The sequence below is a fragment of the Acinetobacter sp. YH12100 genome (assembly GCF_013419135.1).
Classification (GTDB): Bacteria; Pseudomonadota; Gammaproteobacteria; order Pseudomonadales; family Moraxellaceae; genus Acinetobacter; species Acinetobacter pseudolwoffii.
Window position 1 is genome coordinate 85,155 of sequence record NZ_VPAQ01000014.1, and the last position, 21,531, is coordinate 106,685.

23 protein-coding genes, 3 pseudogenes and 1 other annotated feature are annotated in these 21,531 nt (G+C 43.6%); of the genes and pseudogenes, 25 read left to right on the plus strand and 1 reads right to left on the minus strand.

The window, feature by feature from the left end:
• The first annotated feature begins 9 nt into the window (after window positions 1-9).
• The 25 genes and pseudogenes from FTU40_RS11035 to istA form a co-directional block, all read left to right on the plus strand.
• Window positions 10-795, plus strand: coding sequence for an acetoin reductase (locus tag FTU40_RS11035; RefSeq protein WP_075166716.1), 786 nt, complete (start codon window positions 10-12; stop codon window positions 793-795).
• A 219-nt stretch (window positions 796-1,014) separates the two neighbouring features.
• Window positions 1,015-2,037: a hypothetical protein gene (locus FTU40_RS11040; RefSeq protein WP_180040866.1), complete on the plus strand. Its 1,023-nt coding sequence runs from the start codon at window positions 1,015-1,017 to the stop codon at window positions 2,035-2,037.
• 304 nt (window positions 2,038-2,341) lie between these two features.
• Complete coding sequence (locus FTU40_RS11045; protein WP_180040868.1) at window positions 2,342-2,632, plus strand: transposase family protein; 291 nt, start codon at window positions 2,342-2,344, stop codon at window positions 2,630-2,632.
• 199 nt (window positions 2,633-2,831) lie between these two features.
• On the plus strand, window positions 2,832-3,452 hold the full coding sequence (locus FTU40_RS11050) for a beta-ketoacyl synthase chain length factor (protein WP_075166810.1): 621 nt from the start codon (window positions 2,832-2,834) through the stop codon (window positions 3,450-3,452).
• The gene (locus FTU40_RS11055) at window positions 3,446-4,258 is read left to right on the plus strand and encodes a 1-acyl-sn-glycerol-3-phosphate acyltransferase (protein WP_075166721.1); all 813 of its coding nucleotides are present in this window, start codon (window positions 3,446-3,448) and stop codon (window positions 4,256-4,258) included. The genes FTU40_RS11050 and FTU40_RS11055 overlap by 7 nt, the downstream gene beginning before the upstream one ends.
• Window positions 4,242-4,502: a phosphopantetheine-binding protein gene (locus tag FTU40_RS11060; protein ID WP_005090854.1), complete on the plus strand. Its 261-nt coding sequence runs from the start codon at window positions 4,242-4,244 to the stop codon at window positions 4,500-4,502. The genes FTU40_RS11055 and FTU40_RS11060 overlap by 17 nt, the downstream gene beginning before the upstream one ends.
• A 9-nt stretch (window positions 4,503-4,511) precedes the next feature.
• The gene (locus tag FTU40_RS11065; protein ID WP_005090852.1) at window positions 4,512-4,760 is read left to right on the plus strand and encodes an acyl carrier protein; all 249 of its coding nucleotides are present in this window, start codon (window positions 4,512-4,514) and stop codon (window positions 4,758-4,760) included.
• Window positions 4,757-5,311, plus strand: coding sequence for a septation protein IspZ (locus FTU40_RS11070; protein ID WP_005090850.1), 555 nt, complete (start codon window positions 4,757-4,759; stop codon window positions 5,309-5,311). The genes FTU40_RS11065 and FTU40_RS11070 overlap by 4 nt, the downstream gene beginning before the upstream one ends.
• Window positions 5,312-5,389: 78 nt before the next feature.
• Window positions 5,390-7,051 (plus strand): AMP-binding protein, encoded by a 1,662-nt coding sequence (locus tag FTU40_RS11075; protein ID WP_104500147.1) that lies wholly within the window; start codon window positions 5,390-5,392, stop codon window positions 7,049-7,051.
• A gap of 13 nt (window positions 7,052-7,064) precedes the next feature.
• Window positions 7,065-7,799: a glycosyltransferase family 2 protein gene (locus FTU40_RS11080; RefSeq protein ID WP_070153995.1), complete on the plus strand. Its 735-nt coding sequence runs from the start codon at window positions 7,065-7,067 to the stop codon at window positions 7,797-7,799.
• Between the two features lie 17 nt (window positions 7,800-7,816).
• Entirely contained in the window at window positions 7,817-8,731 is a 915-nt protein-coding gene (locus FTU40_RS11085) for an acyltransferase (protein WP_104500148.1), read from the plus strand.
• Window positions 8,732-8,736: 5 nt separating this feature from the next.
• Window positions 8,737-10,269 (plus strand): histidine ammonia-lyase, encoded by a 1,533-nt coding sequence (gene hutH, locus FTU40_RS11090; RefSeq protein ID WP_104494806.1) that lies wholly within the window; start codon window positions 8,737-8,739, stop codon window positions 10,267-10,269.
• Window positions 10,270-10,278: 9 nt separating this feature from the next.
• Window positions 10,279-10,698, plus strand: coding sequence for a thioesterase family protein (locus FTU40_RS11095; RefSeq protein ID WP_005090845.1), 420 nt, complete (start codon window positions 10,279-10,281; stop codon window positions 10,696-10,698).
• A 7-nt stretch (window positions 10,699-10,705) separates the two neighbouring features.
• Window positions 10,706-11,347 (plus strand): outer membrane lipoprotein carrier protein LolA, encoded by a 642-nt coding sequence (locus FTU40_RS11100; protein WP_075166727.1) that lies wholly within the window; start codon window positions 10,706-10,708, stop codon window positions 11,345-11,347.
• Window positions 11,322-13,646, plus strand: a complete 2,325-nt coding sequence (locus tag FTU40_RS11105; protein WP_104500149.1) for an MMPL family transporter — start codon at window positions 11,322-11,324, stop codon at window positions 13,644-13,646. Before FTU40_RS11100 ends, FTU40_RS11105 begins: the two co-directional genes overlap by 26 nt.
• Window positions 13,647-13,664: 18 nt before the next feature.
• Window positions 13,665-14,966, plus strand: coding sequence for an NAD(P)/FAD-dependent oxidoreductase (locus FTU40_RS11110; RefSeq protein WP_104500150.1), 1,302 nt, complete (start codon window positions 13,665-13,667; stop codon window positions 14,964-14,966).
• On the plus strand, window positions 14,956-15,513 hold the full coding sequence (locus FTU40_RS11115) for a DUF3261 domain-containing protein (RefSeq protein WP_168384514.1): 558 nt from the start codon (window positions 14,956-14,958) through the stop codon (window positions 15,511-15,513). Before FTU40_RS11110 ends, FTU40_RS11115 begins: the two co-directional genes overlap by 11 nt.
• Window positions 15,506-16,702: a beta-ketoacyl-[acyl-carrier-protein] synthase family protein gene (locus FTU40_RS11120; protein ID WP_180040870.1), complete on the plus strand. Its 1,197-nt coding sequence runs from the start codon at window positions 15,506-15,508 to the stop codon at window positions 16,700-16,702. The genes FTU40_RS11115 and FTU40_RS11120 overlap by 8 nt, the downstream gene beginning before the upstream one ends.
• Entirely contained in the window at window positions 16,699-17,136 is a 438-nt protein-coding gene (locus tag FTU40_RS11125) for a 3-hydroxylacyl-ACP dehydratase (RefSeq protein WP_180040872.1), read from the plus strand. The genes FTU40_RS11120 and FTU40_RS11125 overlap by 4 nt, the downstream gene beginning before the upstream one ends.
• On the plus strand, window positions 17,133-17,858 hold the full coding sequence (locus tag FTU40_RS11130; RefSeq protein ID WP_070154004.1) for a 3-ketoacyl-ACP reductase FabG2: 726 nt from the start codon (window positions 17,133-17,135) through the stop codon (window positions 17,856-17,858). The genes FTU40_RS11125 and FTU40_RS11130 overlap by 4 nt, the downstream gene beginning before the upstream one ends.
• Window positions 17,858-19,090 carry a beta-ketoacyl-ACP synthase gene (locus tag FTU40_RS11135; RefSeq protein WP_070154005.1) on the plus strand — a complete coding sequence of 411 codons (1,233 nt, stop codon included), beginning with the start codon at window positions 17,858-17,860 and terminating at the stop codon, window positions 19,088-19,090. Before FTU40_RS11130 ends, FTU40_RS11135 begins: the two co-directional genes overlap by 1 nt.
• Window positions 19,091-19,105: 15 nt before the next feature.
• A complete protein-coding gene (locus FTU40_RS11140; protein WP_070154006.1) occupies window positions 19,106-19,510 on the plus strand; it encodes a hypothetical protein in 405 nt (134 codons plus the stop codon).
• Between the two features lie 17 nt (window positions 19,511-19,527).
• Window positions 19,528-19,962, plus strand: a complete 435-nt coding sequence (locus FTU40_RS11145; protein WP_180040874.1) for an excinuclease — start codon at window positions 19,528-19,530, stop codon at window positions 19,960-19,962.
• A gap of 34 nt (window positions 19,963-19,996) precedes the next feature.
• Window positions 19,997-20,122: pseudogene (locus FTU40_RS11150) on the plus strand (transposase); the annotation flags it as partial.
• A gap of 85 nt (window positions 20,123-20,207) precedes the next feature.
• Window positions 20,208-20,885: pseudogene (istA, locus tag FTU40_RS11155) on the plus strand (IS21-like element ISAba8 family transposase); the annotation flags it as partial.
• Between the two features lie 40 nt (window positions 20,886-20,925).
• Here the strand turns inward: istA and FTU40_RS11160 are convergent.
• Window positions 20,926-21,531, minus strand: a pseudogene (locus FTU40_RS11160) (integrase core domain-containing protein); the annotation flags it as partial.
• Window positions 21,324-21,437: a sequence feature (AL1L pseudoknot), on the minus strand. (Overlaps the previous pseudogene by 114 nt.)

The following is a 21,531-nucleotide window of genomic DNA, read 5'->3' on the forward strand; positions in this document are numbered from 1 at the left end:
AGTCGCAACATGCCTAGAGGTTTAAACAATAAAGTTGCATTAATTACGGGTGCGGCACAAGGTATTGGACGCGGTATTGCCTTACGTTTAGCACAAGAAGGTGTTCATATTGGATTGGTCGATCTTCACCAAGAAAAGTTAAATACTGTTCAACAAGAGGTTGAAGCCTTTGGCGTAAAAGCCACCACATTTATTGCGGATATTTCAGATCCAATACAAATCAGTGACGCTATTAATCATGCAGAATCGACACTTAATGGTTTTGATATCATGATTAATAATGCAGGTATTGCACAAGTCAAAGCTTTGGCAGAAGTAACGCCGAGTGAATTTAACCAAATTATGAACATCAATGTCGGTGGTGTACTTTGGGGGATTCAAGCCGCAGCAAATAAATTTAAACAACGCCAACAGGCTGGAAAAATTATTAATGCATGCTCAATAGCAGGTCATGAAGGTTTTGCTTTACTCGGTGTTTATTCGGCAACTAAATTTGCAGTTCGTGCATTGACGCAAGCTGCGGCTAAAGAATATGCCAGTGCTAAAATTACGGTAAACAGCTATTGTCCGGGTGTTGTTGGTACAGACATGTGGGTCGAAATAGATCAGCGGTTCTCTGAAATTACAGGTGCACCAATTGGTCAAACGTATAAAAAATATGTAGATGGTATTGCTTTAGGACGTGCTGAAACACCAGATGACGTGGCTGCATTAGTTGCATTTTTAGCCAGCGAGGATGCAAACTATATTACAGGTCAGTCTATTTTGACAGATGGTGGAATGGTTTACCGTTAATATCAACAGGCTTTGTTGCACAAAGATTTCATAACTATATGATTTTAAAAGTTTTGATTATTTTTTTATCCAAAATTAAATTTATTTAAATCAGATGCTTACATATTTATGCAACAAAGCCGATATTAATTAGTTTTTCATTAAAATTTTGATTGAGTGATACTCATAGACTGGGTAGGATTGGAGCAATTTAAATTTCATTCACTTTTTTGTTCATTTATGAAGAATTTTTTTTATCTGTCAACTTTAGTATTTAGCAGTTCTTTTATTTTAGGAAATGTAAGTCATGCTTCAGAGTTTAATGGTTTTAAAAGCTTAGATGTTGCTCGTGATAATGTACGTTTGGGTGCTTTATGGCAGCAAGGTACAGGTCCTATAGGGCTAGAAATATCAAGGGATAACACTATTACCTCAAAGTCATTTAATGGATATGATATTCAGAAGAATTTTGATCTTGATGTAACAGCTAGTATTTATGGACTTTTAGGCATTTCACCAAAAATTCAAAAAAATGTAAAATTGAATTTAGAAGGGGTAGAAGTTGTTACAGTTAAAGATTTAACTCAACTTAATATCACGAATGGTAATAATATTATTTATGAAGCTTTAAGAGTAAAAGGTTTCACTCTTGATATAATCAATGATGCAAATGCTGAAATTGAAACAGCTATTTTAGAAAAATTTGGCAATAGTACGATTAGTGCCGATAGTAACTATAATAAAAAGATACAAGTAAAGGCTGATAATCTGTTTGTTGCTTATCGTGTAATAACTATAAAAAATGCGAGAGTTAAAGAAAAAACAAAGAAAATTACTGATAAACCTGTAAAATTAGATGGTTATACTTTTAATATTTATCCTGATAAAGCAATTTCATGTATGTGTCCAGGTATTGGAAGTGCTGTTAGTTTGGCTGCTTCAGCAACTTGCCGAGCTAAAAATCCATTAACAATTGTGGCTGAAAATCCTAAATTAGGAAATATCAATCAAGGTGGATTGCATTTAAAGGTTACTCAAAGTTGGGAAGCACCTTTACAAGCACCGATACGATTAGATTATAGACAAAAATCAGGTGGAATAGAAGTTGATTTGCTACGTGTAAATGCATATGTAAGTAATATGATTTATAAGTCTTGTCTTCGTTTAGAAGATTACCAGTTATCGGAAGAGTCATCTTTAAAACTAACAAAAATTCGCTATGAGTTAACTCCTCTTAAACGTCCACAGGCTCCAGGATGGTAATATTAAAAAACAACAGCAGGTCGACCTGAATCTATAATAAAAAAGCGTGCTCTCCTGAGAGCACGCTTTTTTATTATGTATACCTTTTAGTATGCTAAATATTAAATGTTTATAAAAACTTCAATAGATCTCTTTCATAAATCAAAAAACGATCTTCTTTTTGGTTGATATTTGCACTCCAGATTTCTTGGCATTCATGCATAATCTGCGGATGAAATACATCGATTCAAACAAGCTTTCTGATCCTCAGTTCAAGCGATACACGGGCATCTCATGGTCAACCTTTGATTTAATGGTTGAGCAATTGAAGAAACATGTCCCTGCCAAAGGCAGACCGCCCAAGTTAAGCCTGGAAGACCAGGTTCTGCTCTGTCTAAGCTATTGGCGTGAATACCGAACATTGTTCCATGTCGCAACAAGTTATGGCGTGTCAGAGCCCACAGCCTCAAGAATTGTCCGTCATGTTGAAGACTGCCTGATTCGGTCCAATCTCTTTAATTTATCCAAAGATTTACCCGAGGGCGAAGGCATCGATTGGAATGTTGTGATCGTGGATGCCACAGAAATTCCAATCCAAAGGGGCTTTGTTGCATAAATATGTAAGCATCTGATTTAAATAAATTTAATGTTGGATCAAAAAATAATCAAAACTTTTAAAATCATATAGTTATGAAATCTTTGTGCAACAAAGCCTTTTTGAAAACAACGTAGTTTTGTTAAATTTTGTGAAAAATTTGACACGGTGCTATAATTGCGAACCTGATAATTTGTCAATTTTTTAAACACTGATCACGATGATGCAACTCCACGTATCCCACTTAAATCTAAGTTCGATTGATCAAAAGTTATCAGCTATAGAATACATTCCTGCGATGCAACGCCGACGTTTGTCTCGTCTGGCAAAACTGGCTTTGAATTGTGCCATACAAGCTTTAGATGCCTGCAATGTCGATTATATTGTTTGGGTGTCGCAATATGGTGATGAAGCCAAAACGCTGAATATATTAGAAGATGTCTTGAGAGGGCAAACGCCTTCACCGACTCAATTTTCAACCTCGGTACATAATGCAATTTCAGGCTTATATTCTATTTTATGTCAGGATGCGACACCTGCGACCAGTTTGGCAGGTTCGTGGAATGATGGGTTGATTGAAGCTTATGCATGGTTAAAAACAAGGCCAGAAGCCTGTCAGGTTTTGCTGGTGTATTATGATGAAGCCTTGCCTGAAATGTATATCGAGCATCAGCCATTTTCTGCTTTTGCGATGGCAGCGATGATTTCATTAGCGCCTGCAAATTTGATATTGATGCCAAAGCATACGAATGCAACGCCAGCCTATCAGCAAGCTTTAGCATTTAACACGTTTTGGACTAATCCTGAGCAAACTGAATCTGAAGCGTGGACGAAATGCTGAAATTAAATCGAATCAAGCAAAAAGCCAACTATGCATGGCGGGTTGGGGCGACAGGATTTAGCTTTGCCAGCTTTGGCTTAGGCGGTGTGGCGATTGGCGGTTTGGTTGCCCCTCTGGTTAAGCTGAGTTCGTCTGATCTGGATGTCCGAAAACAGCGCACTCAAAAGGTGATTAAACACAGTTTTAAAGGTTTCACCGAAATGATGGTGAAACTGGGCATTATGACTTATACGGTTGAAGGTTTAGAGAAATTAAAAAACAGTCAACAGGAGTTGGTGATTGCCAATCATCCGACACTGATTGACGTGGTGGTTTTAATTGGTTTAATGGAGCAAGCAAACTGTGTCGTTAAGCAGGCACTGTGGTCAAATCCATTTACCAAAGGTCCTGTGCAAAGTGCGGGCTATATTTTAAATGCGGGTTCTGAACAATTTATTCAGGACTGTGTACACAAATTGCAGCAGGATCATGCCGCGTCCTTGTTGATCTTTCCTGAGGGAACAAGAACAGCAAAAGGTGAGCAGTTGAACGAGTTTCAGCGCGGCGCAGCCAATATTGCACTAAGGGCAAGGGTACCGATTCGGCCTGTGCTAATTAGCTGTACGCCCTCGACACTCACCAAAAACGAAAAATGGTATCACATTCCAGAACAGCCTTTTCATATCCATGTAAAAGTCTTGGATGCGATCCAAGTGGAAGACGTATTGGATGACGTAACGGTTAATCCAAAAAATGTACGTCAATTAAATCAACAATTACAATGGTTTTTTAACCAAGAGTTATCCCTAAATGACGAATCTTGCTGATGAATTAAAGCAAATGATTATTGATGTCCTTGCCCTTGAAGACATCAGTATTGAAGACATTGATACAGACGCGCCTTTGTTTGGCGATGGTCTAGGTTTGGACTCGATTGATGCCCTTGAATTAGGCTTGGCATTGAAAAAACGTTATGGCATTCATTTGAATGCAGAGTCTGCAGAAACCAAAGAACATTTTAAATCAATTCAAAGCTTAGTGGCTTTGGTTGAAGCACAGAAAACAGCATAAGAGGTTGCTATGCTTGCACAAGAAACCGTGTTAGAAAAATTACGTGAATGGATGGAAGAGTTGTTTGAAATTGCGCCTGAAGATGTGCAATTAGAGTCAAACCTAGCTTCAGACCTCGATGTTGACAGTATTGATGCCATTGATTTGGTGGTAAAAATTAAAGAGTTGACAGGCAAACAAGTCAACCCTGAAGATTTTAAAAATGTGCGCACCATTCAAGATGTGGTGGTCGTGATTCAGAATATGTCAGTTGCATGAACAACATCTTAAAAGGGGTAGCAGGGATCGGTTTGATCCTCTATCCTTTTTTTGTCGCTTATGCTTTGGCACATGGACAGTATGTCTGGGTCAGTGCGGTATTGATTGTACTGGGCATTTTACGTCTCTTGAGTAAGGGCAATGCCCTGCTGTGGCCATTGACAGGTTTTGCCATTTTATGTGGCGGGCTGAGTTTGATTTTAAAAGATCATGCGTGGCTTAAACTCTATCCTGTCTTTATGAGTCTTGGGGCGCTGTTTATTTTTGCCAGCACCTTGATTCGACCGCCTTCAATGATTGAGCGTTTTGCACGTTTGGCAGAGCCTAATCTGCCAGAAGAAGGAGTCGAATGGACCCGTCAAGTGACCAAAGTTTGGTGTGGTTTTTTTTGCATCAATGCGGTCATTGCCCTGATCACTGTTTTCTTTGCACCGATGAAAATTTGGGTGATGTATAACGGCTTGATCTCTTATGTCTTGATGGGTGGATTATTGCTGGGTGAATTTGTGTTGCGTAAACGCCAGCAACGACTGCATCAGGCACAGAAATAACAGCATTTCCGTCAGGGCAGCTGAAACAGTGGTCTCGAACTATAGCGATTAGAAATACGGTTTTTAAAAACAAATTTTATGTCTTGTCATTTTCAACACCATCTCCATTCATCGCGTCCCTTGTGTATTCATGCGGACTCAAGTTTTGTTTCCTTTCACACTTTTTGGTTGGATGTAGCTTTACAGGCTACGCAAATTCAGCAGTTGGAACAGCCAGTATGGGCGCTTTGGCAAGAAGACAGTTATGAGTTTTTAGTATTGTTGTTTGCAGCCTTACAAGCAGGTAAGCAAGTGCTGTTGCCGCCGCATCGGGTCAGTGACTTAGAAAAAGAATTGGCTGAACAGCAGATTTATTTTTTACAACGTTTGCCGTCGACAGCCACGCCAACTTTTGAGCTTCAATTTGATGCTACCTTTCTCAATCAGGCACAGCTGTATTTTTATACTTCGGGCTCAACAGGGCAGCCGAAAAAGATTCCGCGCACCTTGCAACAATTGTTCAATGAAGTCTGTGGTTTAGAAGCCAGTTTTGATTTGCCTGAGCAGGCGATCGCGATTGCTACGGTGAGCCATCAGCATATTTATGGTTTGCTGTTTAAGTTGTTGTGGCCTTTAGCCAGTGGACGCAGTTTCTATCAGAAACAATTGGCTTTCCCTGAAGATGTAGTTGATCTTCAAAAGAAAATTACCCATTTGCAACTGCCCAATTACCTCATTTCAAGTCCTGCATTGTTGAAGCGCTGGACCACAGATGTAGTGTTGCAAGACTGCCATCGGGTCTATTCCTCTGGTGGAAAGTTGGATGCAGGCGTGCGTCCTTTGCTGAACCGTCCCATTACCGAAGTGTTTGGTAGTTCTGAAACAGGCGGGATTGCTCACCGTCAGGCAGATGATGCGCTATGGACTCCCTTTGCCAATGTCGAAATTAACTGCGCCGAGCAACAAGAGTTAGCCGTTAAAACCAATCATGCCTTTAGCATGGATTGGATTTTGACTGGAGATAAAGTGCAGGTCGTGGATGCAAATAATCCCAAAAGTCCATTCCAACTATTGGGGCGTTTGGACCGTATTGTCAAACTGGAAGAAAAGCGGTTAAGTCTCGATGCGATTGAAGTGAAAATCGCTGAGTTGGCAGAAATACAGCAGTGCCATGTTTTAATTCATGAAAAAGAACAGCGTCAGATTTTGGCGGTGGTAGCGGTGCTGACAGTGGATGCAAGGGTGCTGCTTATCGAAAAGGGCAAAGCTGCCTTTACCGCACAGCTGAAAAAACAATTACAACAGAAGCTGGAAAGTATCGCGATTCCGCGGCAGTGGCGGTTCTTAACGCAAATGCCACAAAATGCACAATCGAAGCTGAATAAACAGTATTTAAAATCACTCTTTCTGCCGATGACCTTGCCTGTGGTATTGACACAGCAGTCTCAGGATATGCAGATCAGTTATGCTTTGGAGTTTGTGCCTGAGCTGGAATGCTTTAAAGGGCATTTTCCGAACTTTCCGATTTATCCGGGCGTAGGGCAAATTGGTTTTATCCAGCATTTTGCCAAACAAAATTGGGTGGATTTACTGTGGTGCAATGGTTTTGAGCAATTAAAATTTCAAGGACTGATCCAACCCTATCATACGGTGGAACTGGTGCTCAGCCGTAAAGCGCATAAGGTCAGTTTTGAGCTGAAAAATCATGACAAAATATTGGCATCAGGACGTTTGCTGTTTGCTATCCCTTCAGACGTTTAAGCCGAGAGAAAAAATGAAACACTGCTTTGTGATTCCTGTGTATAACCATCCACATTATTTGGCTGCGTTACTGTCACATTTAAGCGCTTTTGAGTTACCCATCATTATGGTGAATGATGGCAGTGATGCCGATTGTACGGCGGTATTACATCAGCTTACGCAGGACTATCCAAGGGTCGATTTGGTTGAACATACCCACAATCAAGGGAAAGGGCAGGCGGTGATCACGGGGCTCAAACATGCCTTTCAATGCGGTTATAGCCATGCCTTGCAACTCGATGCCGATGGACAACATGACTGGCAGGATGTGCAACGCTTTTTAGACACCTCTATCCAGCACCCCGAAGCCATGATTATTGGTCAGCCGATCTTTGATGCGACTGTTCCCAAAAAACGTCTCTATGGCCGTTATGCAACGCATATTTGGGTGTGGATTAACAGTCTGTCTTTTGAGATTAAAGACAGCATGTGTGGCTTTCGTGTCTATCCTCTAGCGCAGACAGTGAACATTCTAAACACTGCCAAGTTTCAACCGCGGATGGGCTTTGACTCGGAAATTTTAGTGCGTTTGAAATGGGACAATGTGCCGTTTATTAATCTGCCCACGCATGTGATTTATCCTGAAGGTGGTATTTCACATTTTGATGTGTGGCGTGACAATTTGGGCATGGCGCGCGCGCACAGCCGCTTGTTGGGTGGCATGCTGCTGCGGTTCCCCAAACTGATTTATCAGAAAGTCAAAGGTTAAGGTGGTCAGAGAAATATATGCAGAAATGGAGCGCCGTGAAAGAACGGGGCGGGATGTTACCGCTAATGCTGATGCTGGGTTTCTACCGTTTGGGTGGGCGTTGGCTGTGCCGAGTCATCTTATACTTTGTGATTTTATGGTACTGGCTCTTTTCCAATACTGCGCGTCAGGCTTCACTGTTGTACTTAAAAAAACTGCATCATTTTGCAGGTGCGCAGTCGCCGTTTCAGGCTGAGCCGCAGCTGTGGCACAGCTATACGCATTTGATGCAATTTGGCGAATGTATTTTAGATAAAATTGAGGGCTGGCTCGGGCATATTCCTGAGCAGAACTTAAAGCTGCATGGTCATGCGCACTTTCGTTCGCACTATCAAAAAGGTGCGGTGATAGTGGTGTCACACTTTGGCAATATTGAATTGCTGCGCGCCGTCAAAGCAGAGCATCCGCAGAAAATTAATGTGTTGGTTTATCAAAAACATGCTACCAAGTTCAATGCATTTTTAAAAAAACTGAATGAACATGCCGATGTTAATTTGGTTTCGGTGGATGAGTTGGGAATTGAAACAGCAATGATTTTACAGGATAAGTTGGATCAAGGTGAATGGGTGATTGTGGCAGCAGACCGCGTACCCGTGCAGTCAGATCGTGTACAATCGGTTGCTTTTTTAGGAGAGCAAGCGCTGTGGCCACAGGGTGCATGGATTTTGGCCAGTTTGTTGAAAGCTCCTGTGTTGGCAGTGTTTTGCTATCGAGTTGATACACATTTTGAAGTGCATATTCATCAAGTGGCGGAGCAGTTGAACTGGCCGCGTAAAGAGCGTTTACAGGCCATGCAACAGACCACAAGACAGTATGTGCAACTGTTGGAACAGCATTGCATACGAGCGCCCTATCAATGGTTTAATTTTTATAATTTTTGGAATAAAGGATAAGTCTTGTGTTAATTGTTGGGGAAACTCCGCTCAGTATTGAAGATGTTTTGGCTGTAGCGCGTAAAGAAAAACAGGTGGTATTGCCTAACTCTGCTGAATGGACAGCATTGATTCAACGCGGTGCAGATTTCCTCGATCAGCTGTTGCAAGACGAAGGCGTCATTTATGGCGTGACCACGGGTTATGGAGACTCGTGCTTGATTGAAATTCCAGCCCACCAAGTGCATGAGCTGCCGCTGCATTTGTCGCGTTTTCATGGCTGCGGCATGGGGCAAAACTTAGACTTAACTACCGCACGTGCTGTCGTGGTGGTGCGTTTATGTTCTTTGGCACGCGGCTATTCGGGTGTCTCGCATGCCTTGTTGCAGCGGTTGGTCTGGATGCTGAATGAAGATGTGATTCCGGTGATTCCATCTGAGGGTTCGGTCGGTGCCAGTGGTGACTTGACCCCTTTGTCTTATATCGCTGGGGCATTGGTCGGTGAGCGCGATGTGTACTATCAAGGCCAGATCGTGCCGATTGCACAAGTGTATGCCGAAAAAGGCTTGCAGCCTTTGGTGATGCGTCCTAAAGAAGGTTTGGCCCTGATGAATGGTACAGCGGTTATGACTGCGATTGCCTGCCTGAATTATAAAAAAGCCGAACAGATTTCTTTTGCCAGTACTTTAATTACTGCATTGAATGTTTTGGCTTTAGAGGGTAATCCAAGTCATTTTGATGAAGTCCTGTTTGCACAAAAACCACATCCGGGACAGCAACATATTGCAGCGCAGTTACGCGACTGGTTAAACAGTGAAGTACAAACCGAACACCAAAGTTCACGCTTGCAAGACCGTTATTCATTGCGCTGTGCACCGCATGTGATCGGGGTGTTTGAAGACTCTAAACTGTGGCTGCGTCAGTTTATTGAAAATGAGCTGAACTCAAGCAATGACAATCCATTAATTGACCCAGTCAACCTGCGGGTACTGCATGGTGGGCATTTCTATGGCGGACATATTGCCCAAGCCATGGATAGTCTAAAAATCATGATTGCGAATATTGCTGACCTGATGGATCGTCAATTGGCGCAGTTGGTGGACTATAAAATGAACAATGGTTTACCGCGTAATTTAACTGGTTCAAGTCCTGAGCGGTTACCGCTGAATCATGGCTTTAAAGCAGTGCAAATCGGGGTTTCGGCATGGACGGCAGAAGCCTTGAAACAGACACTCGCTGCGTCGATTTTCTCACGTTCAACCGAATGTCATAATCAAGACAAAGTCAGTATGGGCACCATTGCCGCACGTGATGCTAGCCGTGTCATTACTCTGACCGAACAAGTGATTGCAGCACTCAGTTGTGCAGCAGTTCAAGCAGTTAAACTTAAAGGTGTAGATACAGAACTCAGCCCTGTTTTAAGAGCATTTCAATACTGGGTGCTTCAGAGCTTCACCTACGTAGCGGAAGATCGTCCTTTGCAACAAGAGCTTCAAACGCTGGTCAATCGTTTTGATCATTTAGAACTGTTAGACAGCATTGCTGTTCAATATTTATAGGAAATGAGCATGTATGCTGATGTAATTATTGAAGTGCCTTTTCATGACGTCGACACCATGCATGTGGTGTGGCATGGGCATTATTTAAAATATTTTGAAATTGCACGTTGCAAACTGTTAGATCAATTTCACTATAACTATAACCAAATGCGCGACTCGGGTTATGCATGGCCTGTCATTGAAAGCTATGTGCGCTATGTACAAGGCATCGAATTTGAACAGAAAATTCGTGTGCGCGCTGTTTTGAAAGAGTGGGAAAATCGCTTGAAAATTGAATATCTGATTTTTGATGCGGTCTCGGGTAGAAAGTTGACCAAGGGCTTTACTTCGCAAGTGGCAGTTCATATTGAAAAGCGTGAAATGTGTTTTCAATCCCCACAGGTGTTGTTGGATTGTTTAAATGCATGGCCTGAGTTTAAGGCGGAGTAATGCAAGCATGATTCGATACAAATTCTCCACGATGATTTTCGTTGCGTGTACAGCCAGTGTGATAACTTCGCTTGCTCCCACAGCGAATGCACAAAATACTGAATTGAAGCAGGTATTTGCTCAGCTTGGCGCAACGCCTGTGGTGCGTGCCCAATTTGAGCAGCAGAAAAAACTGGCAGCATTGAATAAAACCTATGTGTCCAAAGGTACTGTGCTGTTCAGCAAAAACCAAGGCGTGCTGTGGCAGATTCAAAGTCCAGTCAAGGCCGATTTGGTGGTGACAGCGCGTAAGCTGGTACAAAAGACGCATCGCACGTCCAGTCAAATTGAAGTCGATAAGACTCCTTATGGCTCTGTAGCGACGATGTTTTTACAGTTGATGTCGGGCAATGAAGCGGCGCTCGCTAAAAACTTTAATGTGGTGTCTGCCAATTACAGCCCAACGCAGTGGAATGTCAGCTTAACGCCGAAAAGCAGTCTATTTAAAAAGCTTTTTGTCCAAGTCGATGCGCAAGGTCAGCGTTATGTGGACCGTATTACCATTTTGGAACAAGCCAATAACCGCACCATCATTCGTTTTAGCCAGCAAACGGCTCAACCTCAAACTTTAACGGCTGCGGAAAATGCGCTTTTCCAATTGGCAAAATAAATTTAGCGCTCTGTGGTTGTTGGTGCTGTGTGTCATTGCTTTGGCACTGGGCGTGGCTTGGCTGAATAAAGGCATCAAGATTGAGACCAATATTTTTGCTTTGCTGCCTGAAGCCCATCAAGATGCTCATCTGGAACAAGCACAGCAATATGTGAGTCAGCAGTTAAATGACAAAGTTTTTGTGGTGTTGGATGCCAAAACGGATCAGCAATTAGAACAGGCAACACGAGCACTTAAAACCCAAGCTAATCAAAGTCAACTGTTTTTACCTGTTCGTCCACAGCTTGACCCCGATCAATTTGCCCAAGCGCTGTATCAGCACAAAGCAGGGCTATTATCCAAGACTGATCAGCAGCTTGTGCAGGGGCAGGACTATGCTGCGTTGATGGAGCAGGGCTTATTACAACTGATGAGTCCGGGCATGCCGATTACGGCTGAAATGCTCAAGCAAGATCCTTTGCTGTTGTTTCCGCGCTATGCAGTGGGGTTAGGTGCTTTACAAAGCAATGCCGATATCAATTTAGAGCAGGGCTTTGCCACGATTCGTGATGAGCAGGGCATCTCGCGCCTGATGGTACTTCAGCTCAATAACAGCCCCTATAACATTGCCTACCAAGAGCAGACCGCTGCATTTATCCAAAATATCAATCAGCAACTCAACCAGTTGCAGGTCAAACCGCACTGGACAGGTACGCTGCTGTTTGCACAGTTCGGCACTAACTCTGCCAAAGAGGAAATTTCCACCATTGGAGTGGGTTCGACCATCGGGATTTTGCTTCTAGTCTGGTTTGGCTTCCGTTCGATACGACCCATGCTGACGGAAATGGTTGCAGTCGGCACAGGCAGCTTGGTGGCCTTTGCTGTGACCTATTGGGTTTTTGGCGAAATTCACCTGATGACACTGGTCTTTGGTGCCAGTCTGATTGGGGTCTGTGTCGATTTTTCATTTTACTTCATGGCCATGCAGTCTCAGCACCGACAGATCGATGGATTTACTGTTCTAAAGCCGTTATTGCCGAGTCTATTTGTGGGGTTAATGACCACGCTATTGGCCTATGTGGTGCTTAGTTTTACCCCATTTCCGGGCTTTAAACAGATTGCAGTCTTTTCTATGGTTGGACTGAGTGCCGCATGGGTGACCAGTATTTTACTGCTGCCACGTTTGCCTGCGCTGAATGCGGAACCTGCGATACGTGCACTGGGCTTTATTGGCAAAGCGCGTAGTTATGTGCAGAGCCACAACAAGCTACGTTATGGCATGATTGCATTGATTGTACTGGTGACGGGTAGTAGTCTCACCTTGCTGAAAAGCAATGATGACATCCGTAATTTACAAAGTATGGATGCCACTTTAAAGCAGGAAGATCAATATATTCGTTCACGTTTTATGCAGCAGCAAAGCAGCGAATACTTTGTGGTACGGGGCAGAAGCTCAGCAGAGTTGGAGCAGCGCGAACAGCAACTACTGGCAGAGCTTGCGTCCTTGCAACAGGCTGGTAAGTTGGATGCTGTACAAGCTTTAGGGCAGTGGATTCCATCGCTTGAGCAGCAAAAAAAGAATGTTGAAATGTTACAGGCGATTCCTCAGCCGGCTTTAGTGGAATATGCGCAAGCGTTGCAGCTCAACGCAGCGGATATTTTAAACTGGCAAGCGCATTTAAAAGACCAACCGTTATTGACCGAAGCGGTCTTTAAAGATCATCCTCTGCATTTTTTGCAGATGAGTCCGACACAACGTTTGGTGATGCTGCAAAATGTGCATGACGTCAAAGCCGTGCAACAGCTTGAAAATGCGGATGTACAACTGTTACGCCCCGTTCATCAACTGTCTGAATTGTTTAAACAACACCGTGAGCAGGCACAGTGGCTATTACTCAGCGCTTTGCTGATTTTAGCCATTGGCTTAGGGGCACTGTATGGCAAAAAATCCATTCTGCCTTTGGTGTTGCCTGTCAGCATGGCCTTAATGACCACGTTTGCGATTCAAGCATGGCTGGGTGTCGAGATTAATTTATTCAGCATTATGGGTACCTTCCTGATCATTGGAATTGGGGTGGATTATGCTATTTTCTACCGCCATGGACATGATCATCCACAAGTGGTGGGTATGGCTTTGTTTCTGTGCATGATGTCGACGTTCTTTGGTTTTGGTTTGCTGTCCTTTAGTCATACTTATGCCATTCACAGTTTTGGCCTAACAGTGTTGCTGGGCGTTATTTTTTCATTTATTTATGCCACACTTTTTACATCTTCCGATGCGAAACATGTGGTGGTTCAACAATATCAGCCAAAGAGCTGAGTCAAAGGGTACAGTGCAATGAGCACCATGCAACAGACAGATGTTTTAATTATTGGGGCGGGACCATCAGGCAGCTCGGCTGCAGCTTTGCTGCGTCAAAAAGGTTACCAAGTCACGGTCATCGAAAAGCAATATTTTCCGAGGTTTTCCATTGGTGAATCTTTATTGCCGCAGTGTATGGTGTTTTTGGAAGAAGCGGGTTTGTTGGAGACCGTTCGCGCACATGCCGATGAATATGCCTTTCAGTTTAAAAATGGCGCGGCTTTTTTAAGAGGTACGCAGCGCAGTTTTTATGACTTTACTCAAAAGTTTAGCGAAGGTCCAGGCACTACATGGCAGGTAAGACGTGCCAACTTTGACCAGCTTTTGGCACAGCAAGCCGAAAAAATGGGCGCAGATATCCGTTTTGGTCATGAAGTTTTGGCGGTCGATGTGGCATCTACACAACCGATTTTGACGGTGAAAGGTGAGCAAGGCAACAACTACCAAATTCAAGGCAAATTTCTATTGGATGCCAGTGGTTTTGGCCGAATTTTGCCGAAGTTTCTCGACTTAGAAAGTCCATCGGACTTTCCAGTGCGCCGTGCGGTCTTTACCCATATTGAAGATGGTTTGTTGGATGATCCTGAGTTTGACCGCGAGAAAATTTTAATTACCGTGCATGAAAAAGACCACCGTGCGTGGTATTGGCTGATTCCCTTTGCCGATGGGCGTTCTTCATTTGGTATTGTGGCGGAGCAAGATTTTTTTGAAAAATACGGCTATGACGGCAGTGTAGATTATGATTTAGAAGCCTTACAGAAACGTATTTTGGCCGATGATGTCAGTTTGTCGCATTTATTGCGCCATGCTAAGCATGATACTCCTGTACGTACTTTGGTGGGCTACTCTGCCGATGTTAAACATTTGGCATCTGAAAACTACGCGTTACTGGGCAATGCCGGTGAGTTCCTCGATCCTGTCTTTTCTTCAGGGGTAACCATTGCCTTAAAATCGTCTAGTCTAGCTGTGCCATTGGTCGAGCAAGTGTTGCAAGGTCAGAAGGTAAACTGGATGGAGCAATATGAAAAACCGCTACGTAAAGGCATTCAAGTGTTCCGTGCCTATGTCGAATCATGGTATTCAGGTGAGTTTCAGGATGTGGTATTTTCGACTCAACAGGATGAAAAAATCCGCCGTATGATTGCTTCCTTGCTAGCAGGTTATGCGTGGGATGCAAGCAACCCGATCCATCGTAATGCCAAGCAACGCTTGAGCACTTTGGCCGAATATTGCCGAGAAGAACAACCGCAAAAAGAGTCGCTAACTGATGAAACTTGAGCTGCGTTTTAAAACTGTCAGTTGGGTTTTAGCCAGTGCTCTGCTTTGTAGTGCCTGCCAAAGCTTGATTCCCAAGGCGCTGGGGCTCGCGACCCCACAGTGGGTTGCGCAAAATTATCAACGTCAAGATCAAATCGAAGTACAGTGGAAAACCCAGAGTTTCAGCTTTTTACTGTATCAGCAACAACGGGGGCAGTCGCTTGACATGTTGGCACTGAGCCTCACAGGACAGCAGTTGTTTAAGCTCAGTTTTGATGGTCAAAAGGTCGAAGCTGAACAGCTCATTGATCCAATGAAAAGATTACCTTTTGATTATGTAGTGCGTGATATTCTCTATGCCACATATCCAAATTTTGCTGCCTTACATACAGCTCAAAATGCGGTCGTGCAGAAAGACGATACCATTTATATACAGCAGCAACCCGTGTTGAAAATTCAGCAAAATGAAGGAGCAATTAAACTGGATAATTTGCAAGTGCCTTATCAAATGATGATCAGCACGGTGAGCAATACTTTAGAAGATGATCAAGGTGACCATCATGACTAAAAATCTACAGCATGTTTCAGCCGTGGGTATTCAGTTCAGTGCGGCGCTGTCGGCTTTGGGACAAAATGCTGCTGAGCTTCAACATGCCTTGACCAACCCTGAAAATACCCTATCGCAACGAGGAGATCTGATTGCGGGGCGTTCGGTCTGGGTCGGTGCATCTGACCAAGCCTTGCTTCAAGCAGTTCCTGCAAGCTTGAGCGGTGCAGACTCACGGAATTTACGCTTTGCCCTGACGGCTCTGGCACAAATTCAAACCGAGATTCATGCTTATACTGCACAGTTTCCTAGACAACGTCTCGCAGTGATTATCGGCACGTCAACCTCAGGCATCGCGGATAATGAGCCTACTTTAAAAGCGCAGTTTCAACAGCCAGCGTCGCAGTCTGTACAGCACCAAAAGCAAGAAATGGGCAGTTTAGCGAAAGCCCTACAACAGTATTTGGGCTGGGAAGGGCCTGCCTATACCATTTCTACTGCCTGTTCCTCTGCGGCTAAAGCGATGGCTGCGGGGCAACGTCTGCTGAATGCTAATTTGGCTGATGCAGTCTTAGTGGGTGGAGTCGACACCCTATGCAAGCTGACCTTAAATGGTTTTGATAGTTTAGAAAGCTTATCGAGCGGAATTTGCCAGCCCTGTGGTGCCAACCGTGACGGCATTAATATTGGTGAAGCCGCAGGACTGTTTTTACTCTCTAAAGCGCCTGCCCCTGTGATGTTACTGTCGAGCGGCGAGTCAATGGATGCATGGCATATTTCAGCACCACATCCAGAAGGGAAAGGGGCTGCGGAGGCGATGCAAAAAGCTTTAGACGCTGCACAGCTGCAAGCAAGCGATATTGATTATTTAAATTTGCATGGCACATCCACACCGCAAAATGATGCGATGGAAATGAAGGCGGTACAGACTGTTTTCTCTGATGCAGCTGTGGCCTTGAGCAGCACCAAACATAAAACGGGGCATTGTCTGGGGGCAGCGGGTGCAATCGAAGCTTTTATTTGCCAGCAGGTTTTATTGGATCAATCTTGGTTGCCGCTGCATCATGCAGGTGAATTGGACGATGCTTTGGCTGGGCAAAACTATGTGTTTACACCGCATTTGAATACACCCATTCGCTATGCGATGAGTAATTCTTTTGCTTTTGGCGGCAGCAATATCAGTTTAATTTTCGGGACAGCTTTGCCATGATGGATGCAGTACAGTTTATTCCGCATGCGAAACCGATGGTTTTCGTGAGCCATTTGATTGAAGCCAATGATGAATTTGCTATTGCAGAACTTCACATCACGCCAGATTTGATGTTTTGTGAGCCAGAAGGCTTGCCCACATGGAGCAGCATTGAGTTGATGGCGCAGACCATTAGTGCCTATGCCGGTTATAAAGGACAAACTCAGGGCTTGCCACCGAAAATTGGCTTTTTATTGGGAACGCGTAAAATGCAGTTACCCTGTGCCTATTTTAGTTTGGGTACAACCGTGCGGATTCGAGTAGAACAAAGTTATCTGCACGAAGGTTTGGGGCAGTTTAATTGTGAAATTGAATATCAAGAACATCGGTTCAGCGCCATGTTGACCGTATTTGAGCCTGAAAATATGAATGAAATCATTGGAAAATTAGTGTGAACAGAAGAATTTTAGTCACGGGTTCGAGTCGTGGAATAGGTAAAGCGATTGCTTTGGAGTTGGCAAAGGCAGGCTTTGATGTCACGGTCCATGCTCGTTCAAGACAGTCTGAGGCCGAAGCAGTGGCTCAGAAAATTCAAGCGCTTGGGCAGGCCAGCCATGTACTGATGTTCGATGTGAATGAGCGTGAAAAGATTGCCGCCATTTTAGAGCAAGATATAGCACAGCATGGCGCTTTTTACGGTGCTGTGCTGAATGCAGGATTAACCCGTGATGGTGCTTTTCCCGCACTGACCGATGAAGACTGGGATGACGTCGTTTCTACTTCGTTGAACGGTTTTTATAATGTGCTGAAACCCTTGATGATGCCGATGATTCGCTTGAAAAAGGGCGGACGTATTGTGACCTTATCTTCGGTGTCTGGCATTATGGGTAACCGTGGTCAGGTGAACTATAGTGCTGCTAAAGCAGGCTTAATTGGCGCGACCAAAGCATTGGCACTGGAATTGGCCAAACGCAAAATTACGGTGAACTGTGTGGCTCCAGGCTTGATTGAAACCGAAATGGTCACGGAAGAAGTCAAAGAACATGCCCTGAAAATGATCCCGATGCAGCGCATGGGGCAGGTGGAAGAAGTCGCAAAAGCGGTGAAGTTTTTATGCAGTGATGATGCCAGTTATATCACCCGCCAAGTGATTTCAGTCAATGGAGGCTTGATCTAATGAAACGTGTTGTTGTGACAGGCATGTCTGGGATTACCTCTTTGGGGGAAACCGCAGAGCAAATTTTTGAGCAGTTTGCACAAGGGAAAAGCGGTATTCGCTATATGCCTGACTGGGAAATTTATCCTGATTTACGCAGTAAATTGGCGGGCCCTGTGGAATCCTTTACTGTACCCAAGCATTTTAACCGTAAGGTGACCCGTGGCATGGGGCGTGTTGCTTTAATGTCTGCCGTATGTGCTGAAAAAGCACTGGAAGATGCAGGTTTACTACATGCCGATATTTTAAAAAGTGGCGATACAGGTGTGGCCTTTGGTTCCTCTGCGGGCAGTGTGGATGCCGTACGTGAGTTTGGCTCGATGTTGATTGAGCATAATATGAGCCAACTCAATGCTACGACCTACATTCGTATGATGTCTCATACTAGTGCAGTCAATATGACGGTGTATTTTGGTTTAAAGGGTTTAACGCTGCCGACCTCAAGTGCGTGTACTTCCGGTTCGATGGCCATTGGACAAGCTTATGAAGCGATTAAATACGGCAAGCAAACTGTGATGATTGCAGGTGGAGCAGAAGAGCTCAGCGCTGCGGGTTCAGCTGTGTTTGATGTACTGTTAGCGACCAGCGTTCAAAATGATCATCCAGAGAAAACTCCGCGTCCCTTTGATGCAAATCGGGATGGTTTGGTTGTTGGTGAAGGTGCAGGCTGTTTGATTTTAGAAGAATATGAACATGCTCAAGCACGTGGAGCGACTATTTATGCTGAGATCATCGGTTATGGTAGCAATACTGATGGTCAGCATGTGACGCGACCTGATTCTGAGATGATGGGACGCTGTATGCAATTGGCACTGAAAGATGCACAGCTTACTGCTGCGGATATTGATTATGTTAATGCACATGGCACTTCGACTGATCAGGGTGATATTGCTGAATCACAAGCAACTGTGCGTATATTGGGTCAAAAGCCAATCAGTTCATTAAAAAGCTATTTTGGTCATACTTTAGGTGCATGTGGTGCAATTGAAGCATGGCTCAGCATTGAAATGATGCAACGTAATCAATTCGTGCCAACTTTAAACTTAGATAACATTGACCCTGCGTGTGCGGAATTAGATTATATTTGTGGTGATATTCGCCCGATGTCAGCAAAAATTATTATGACGAATAATTTTGCCTTTGGTGGCATTAATACATCATTAATTTTCAAAAATAATATAGACCATAACTGAAACAGAGGGTAAAAAATGGGGTTTAAAAAAACACTATATATCTTATCAGCAGTGAGTATGCTGGGATTAACAGCTTGTAGTACTGTAAAAATTTCTGATTATCCGCAGCGGCAATTAATGACAGCAAAATATGCGACTGCGGCTGATATTGTGAACAATATTCGACTTGGTGTTGGGCAAAATGCGCGCACTGGTTGGGTAGTTGAACAGGCAGATCAGACAAAGGTAGTTGCGGGTTTAACCCGTCGTAGCCATTATTTACAAGTAACCTATCTCATTTCAGGTAATCAAGTCAGTTCACAAATTACAGGTAGCCGTAATCTCGATCAACGTGGTAATAAAATTCATAAAAATGCGATGGCATGGAAGGCACGTTTAGATAATTCGGTATTTACACAACTTTCAAAAACGTTAAATTAAATAAGAGAGCAATTACTATGAATATTAAGCAATTTGGCTTCACAGCTATTCTGGGGCTAGCTGCATTTACATCAGCACATGCAGCTGACCAAATGCATGATTTCAATTTCCAAGAAGCTGTAAGCCGTGCTGTTGCTGATGGGGTTTTGGATGGTTCAGTAAAATTTTATTTGGCGGGAACCAAGTCGGGCGGTAAGGTGATTGAAAAAGGCTTAGTGACCAATAAAAAGACCAATGGTTTTGCCAAATCTGCGGAAAGTTCATGTGATCATGTACTTCGTTCGGCATTGATTCAATTTCAAAATACAGCCAAAGCCAAAGGCGCCAATGCGGTGACCAATCTGGTGAGTTTCTATAAGTCCAATGAAGCACGTAGCACCACGACTTACCAATGTGCGAAAGGTACGGCATTAGCAGGGGTGGCATTAAAAGGTGACTTAGTAAAGTTCTAATATGGTCTGATAGCATGGTCTTTCTAGAAACAAGAGAAAGACCTTATCTGACTGGATTGGTCGCTGCGGTGTGGAACTGGAACCTTTGGCCAATGCTTTAAAAGAGGTGGTGCTGCAACAGCAGGTGCTGCATGCCGATCAAGCGCCGGTCACCATTGTTAGCGGCAGTGTAAAAATGACCCCCTAATGGCATTTAAAAACTGCCCCCCCTTGGTTAATATAGCGGTCATTTTGGACTGCTCAACATGTTAACTTTGGAGCAAGCAGTGACAATCCAAATACTTCATCAGCAAGGTAAATCTATTAAAGCTATTACTCGTGAACTGGGGGTGTCCAGAAATACCGTACGTAAATATTTACGGCAAAACACCACACCTCAGTATCAGCGTATACAGCCTAGAATAAGTATCCTTGACCCATATAAAGCCTATTTACTCCAACGTGTAAACGCAGCTCATCCTGAATGGATTCCTGCTGTTGTGCTCTACCAGGAAATTTTAGGGTTGGGATATCCAGGAAAGATCAGGATCTTGAGGGAATATCTTGCAACATTAAAACCAGTTGCTCAACCGGAACCGATCATTCGTTTTCAAACCCAACCTGGCCAACAAATGCAGGTAGATTTCACGACAATTCGACGCAACAACACGACTTTAAAAGCCTTTGTCGCAACATTAGGGTATTCCAGAGCGACTTTCGTGAAATTTTATGATCATGAACGTACCGATGCATGGATCGATGGTCTAGAAAATGCATTTCAGTTCTTTGCAGGAGTACCTCAAGAAATCCTGTTTGATAACGCTAAAACGATCATGATTGAACGGGATGCCTATCAGGAGGGGCAGCATAAATGGAATCCCAAACTGCTCGACTGCGCCAAGAAATACAGCTTTCGTCCTCGCGTATGTAAGCCCTACCGTGCACTGAACCGTACTGGGTTTGTCGGAGACTTTTTTATTTAAGTTAGGCCACCTGACCTAACGTGTTAACCTTATCATAGTACATTGCTTCAAACTCAAAAGGCGATACATAACCTAGTGCACTATGTACACGCTCTTTATTGAACCAATCTACCCAATTTAGTGTCGCAAGTTGTACATGTGCTAAACCTTGCCAATCTGCTTTTAGATATTCAATCACCTCTGTTTTGTATAAGCCATTCACCGTTTCAGCCAAAGCATTATCGTATGAATCACCCGTTGTACCGACTGATGCTCGTAAATTTGCTGCTTCAAAACGATTGGTATAGCGAATAGAAAGATATTGAACACTTCTATCGGAATGATGAATCACATTCTTTGGCATGCCTCGATCGTGCAATGCTTCTCATCACAGAGATCTAGAGTCCGATAATAGGTTGAAGGGGCGATCAGTAAAATTCTACAAATCGCCTCGACTCCGTACAGCTCTTTATTATGGATAAAATCCACCATTATTTGTGAGGGCGGTCGAGCTCCGCCTGGGCGAAAAAAGCGGCTGCTTTGCGTAGAATTTCATTGGCACGCTTTAATTCTTTAATTTCACGTTCCATTTGCTTCATTTTTTCTTGGTCAGATATCTGTTGTACTT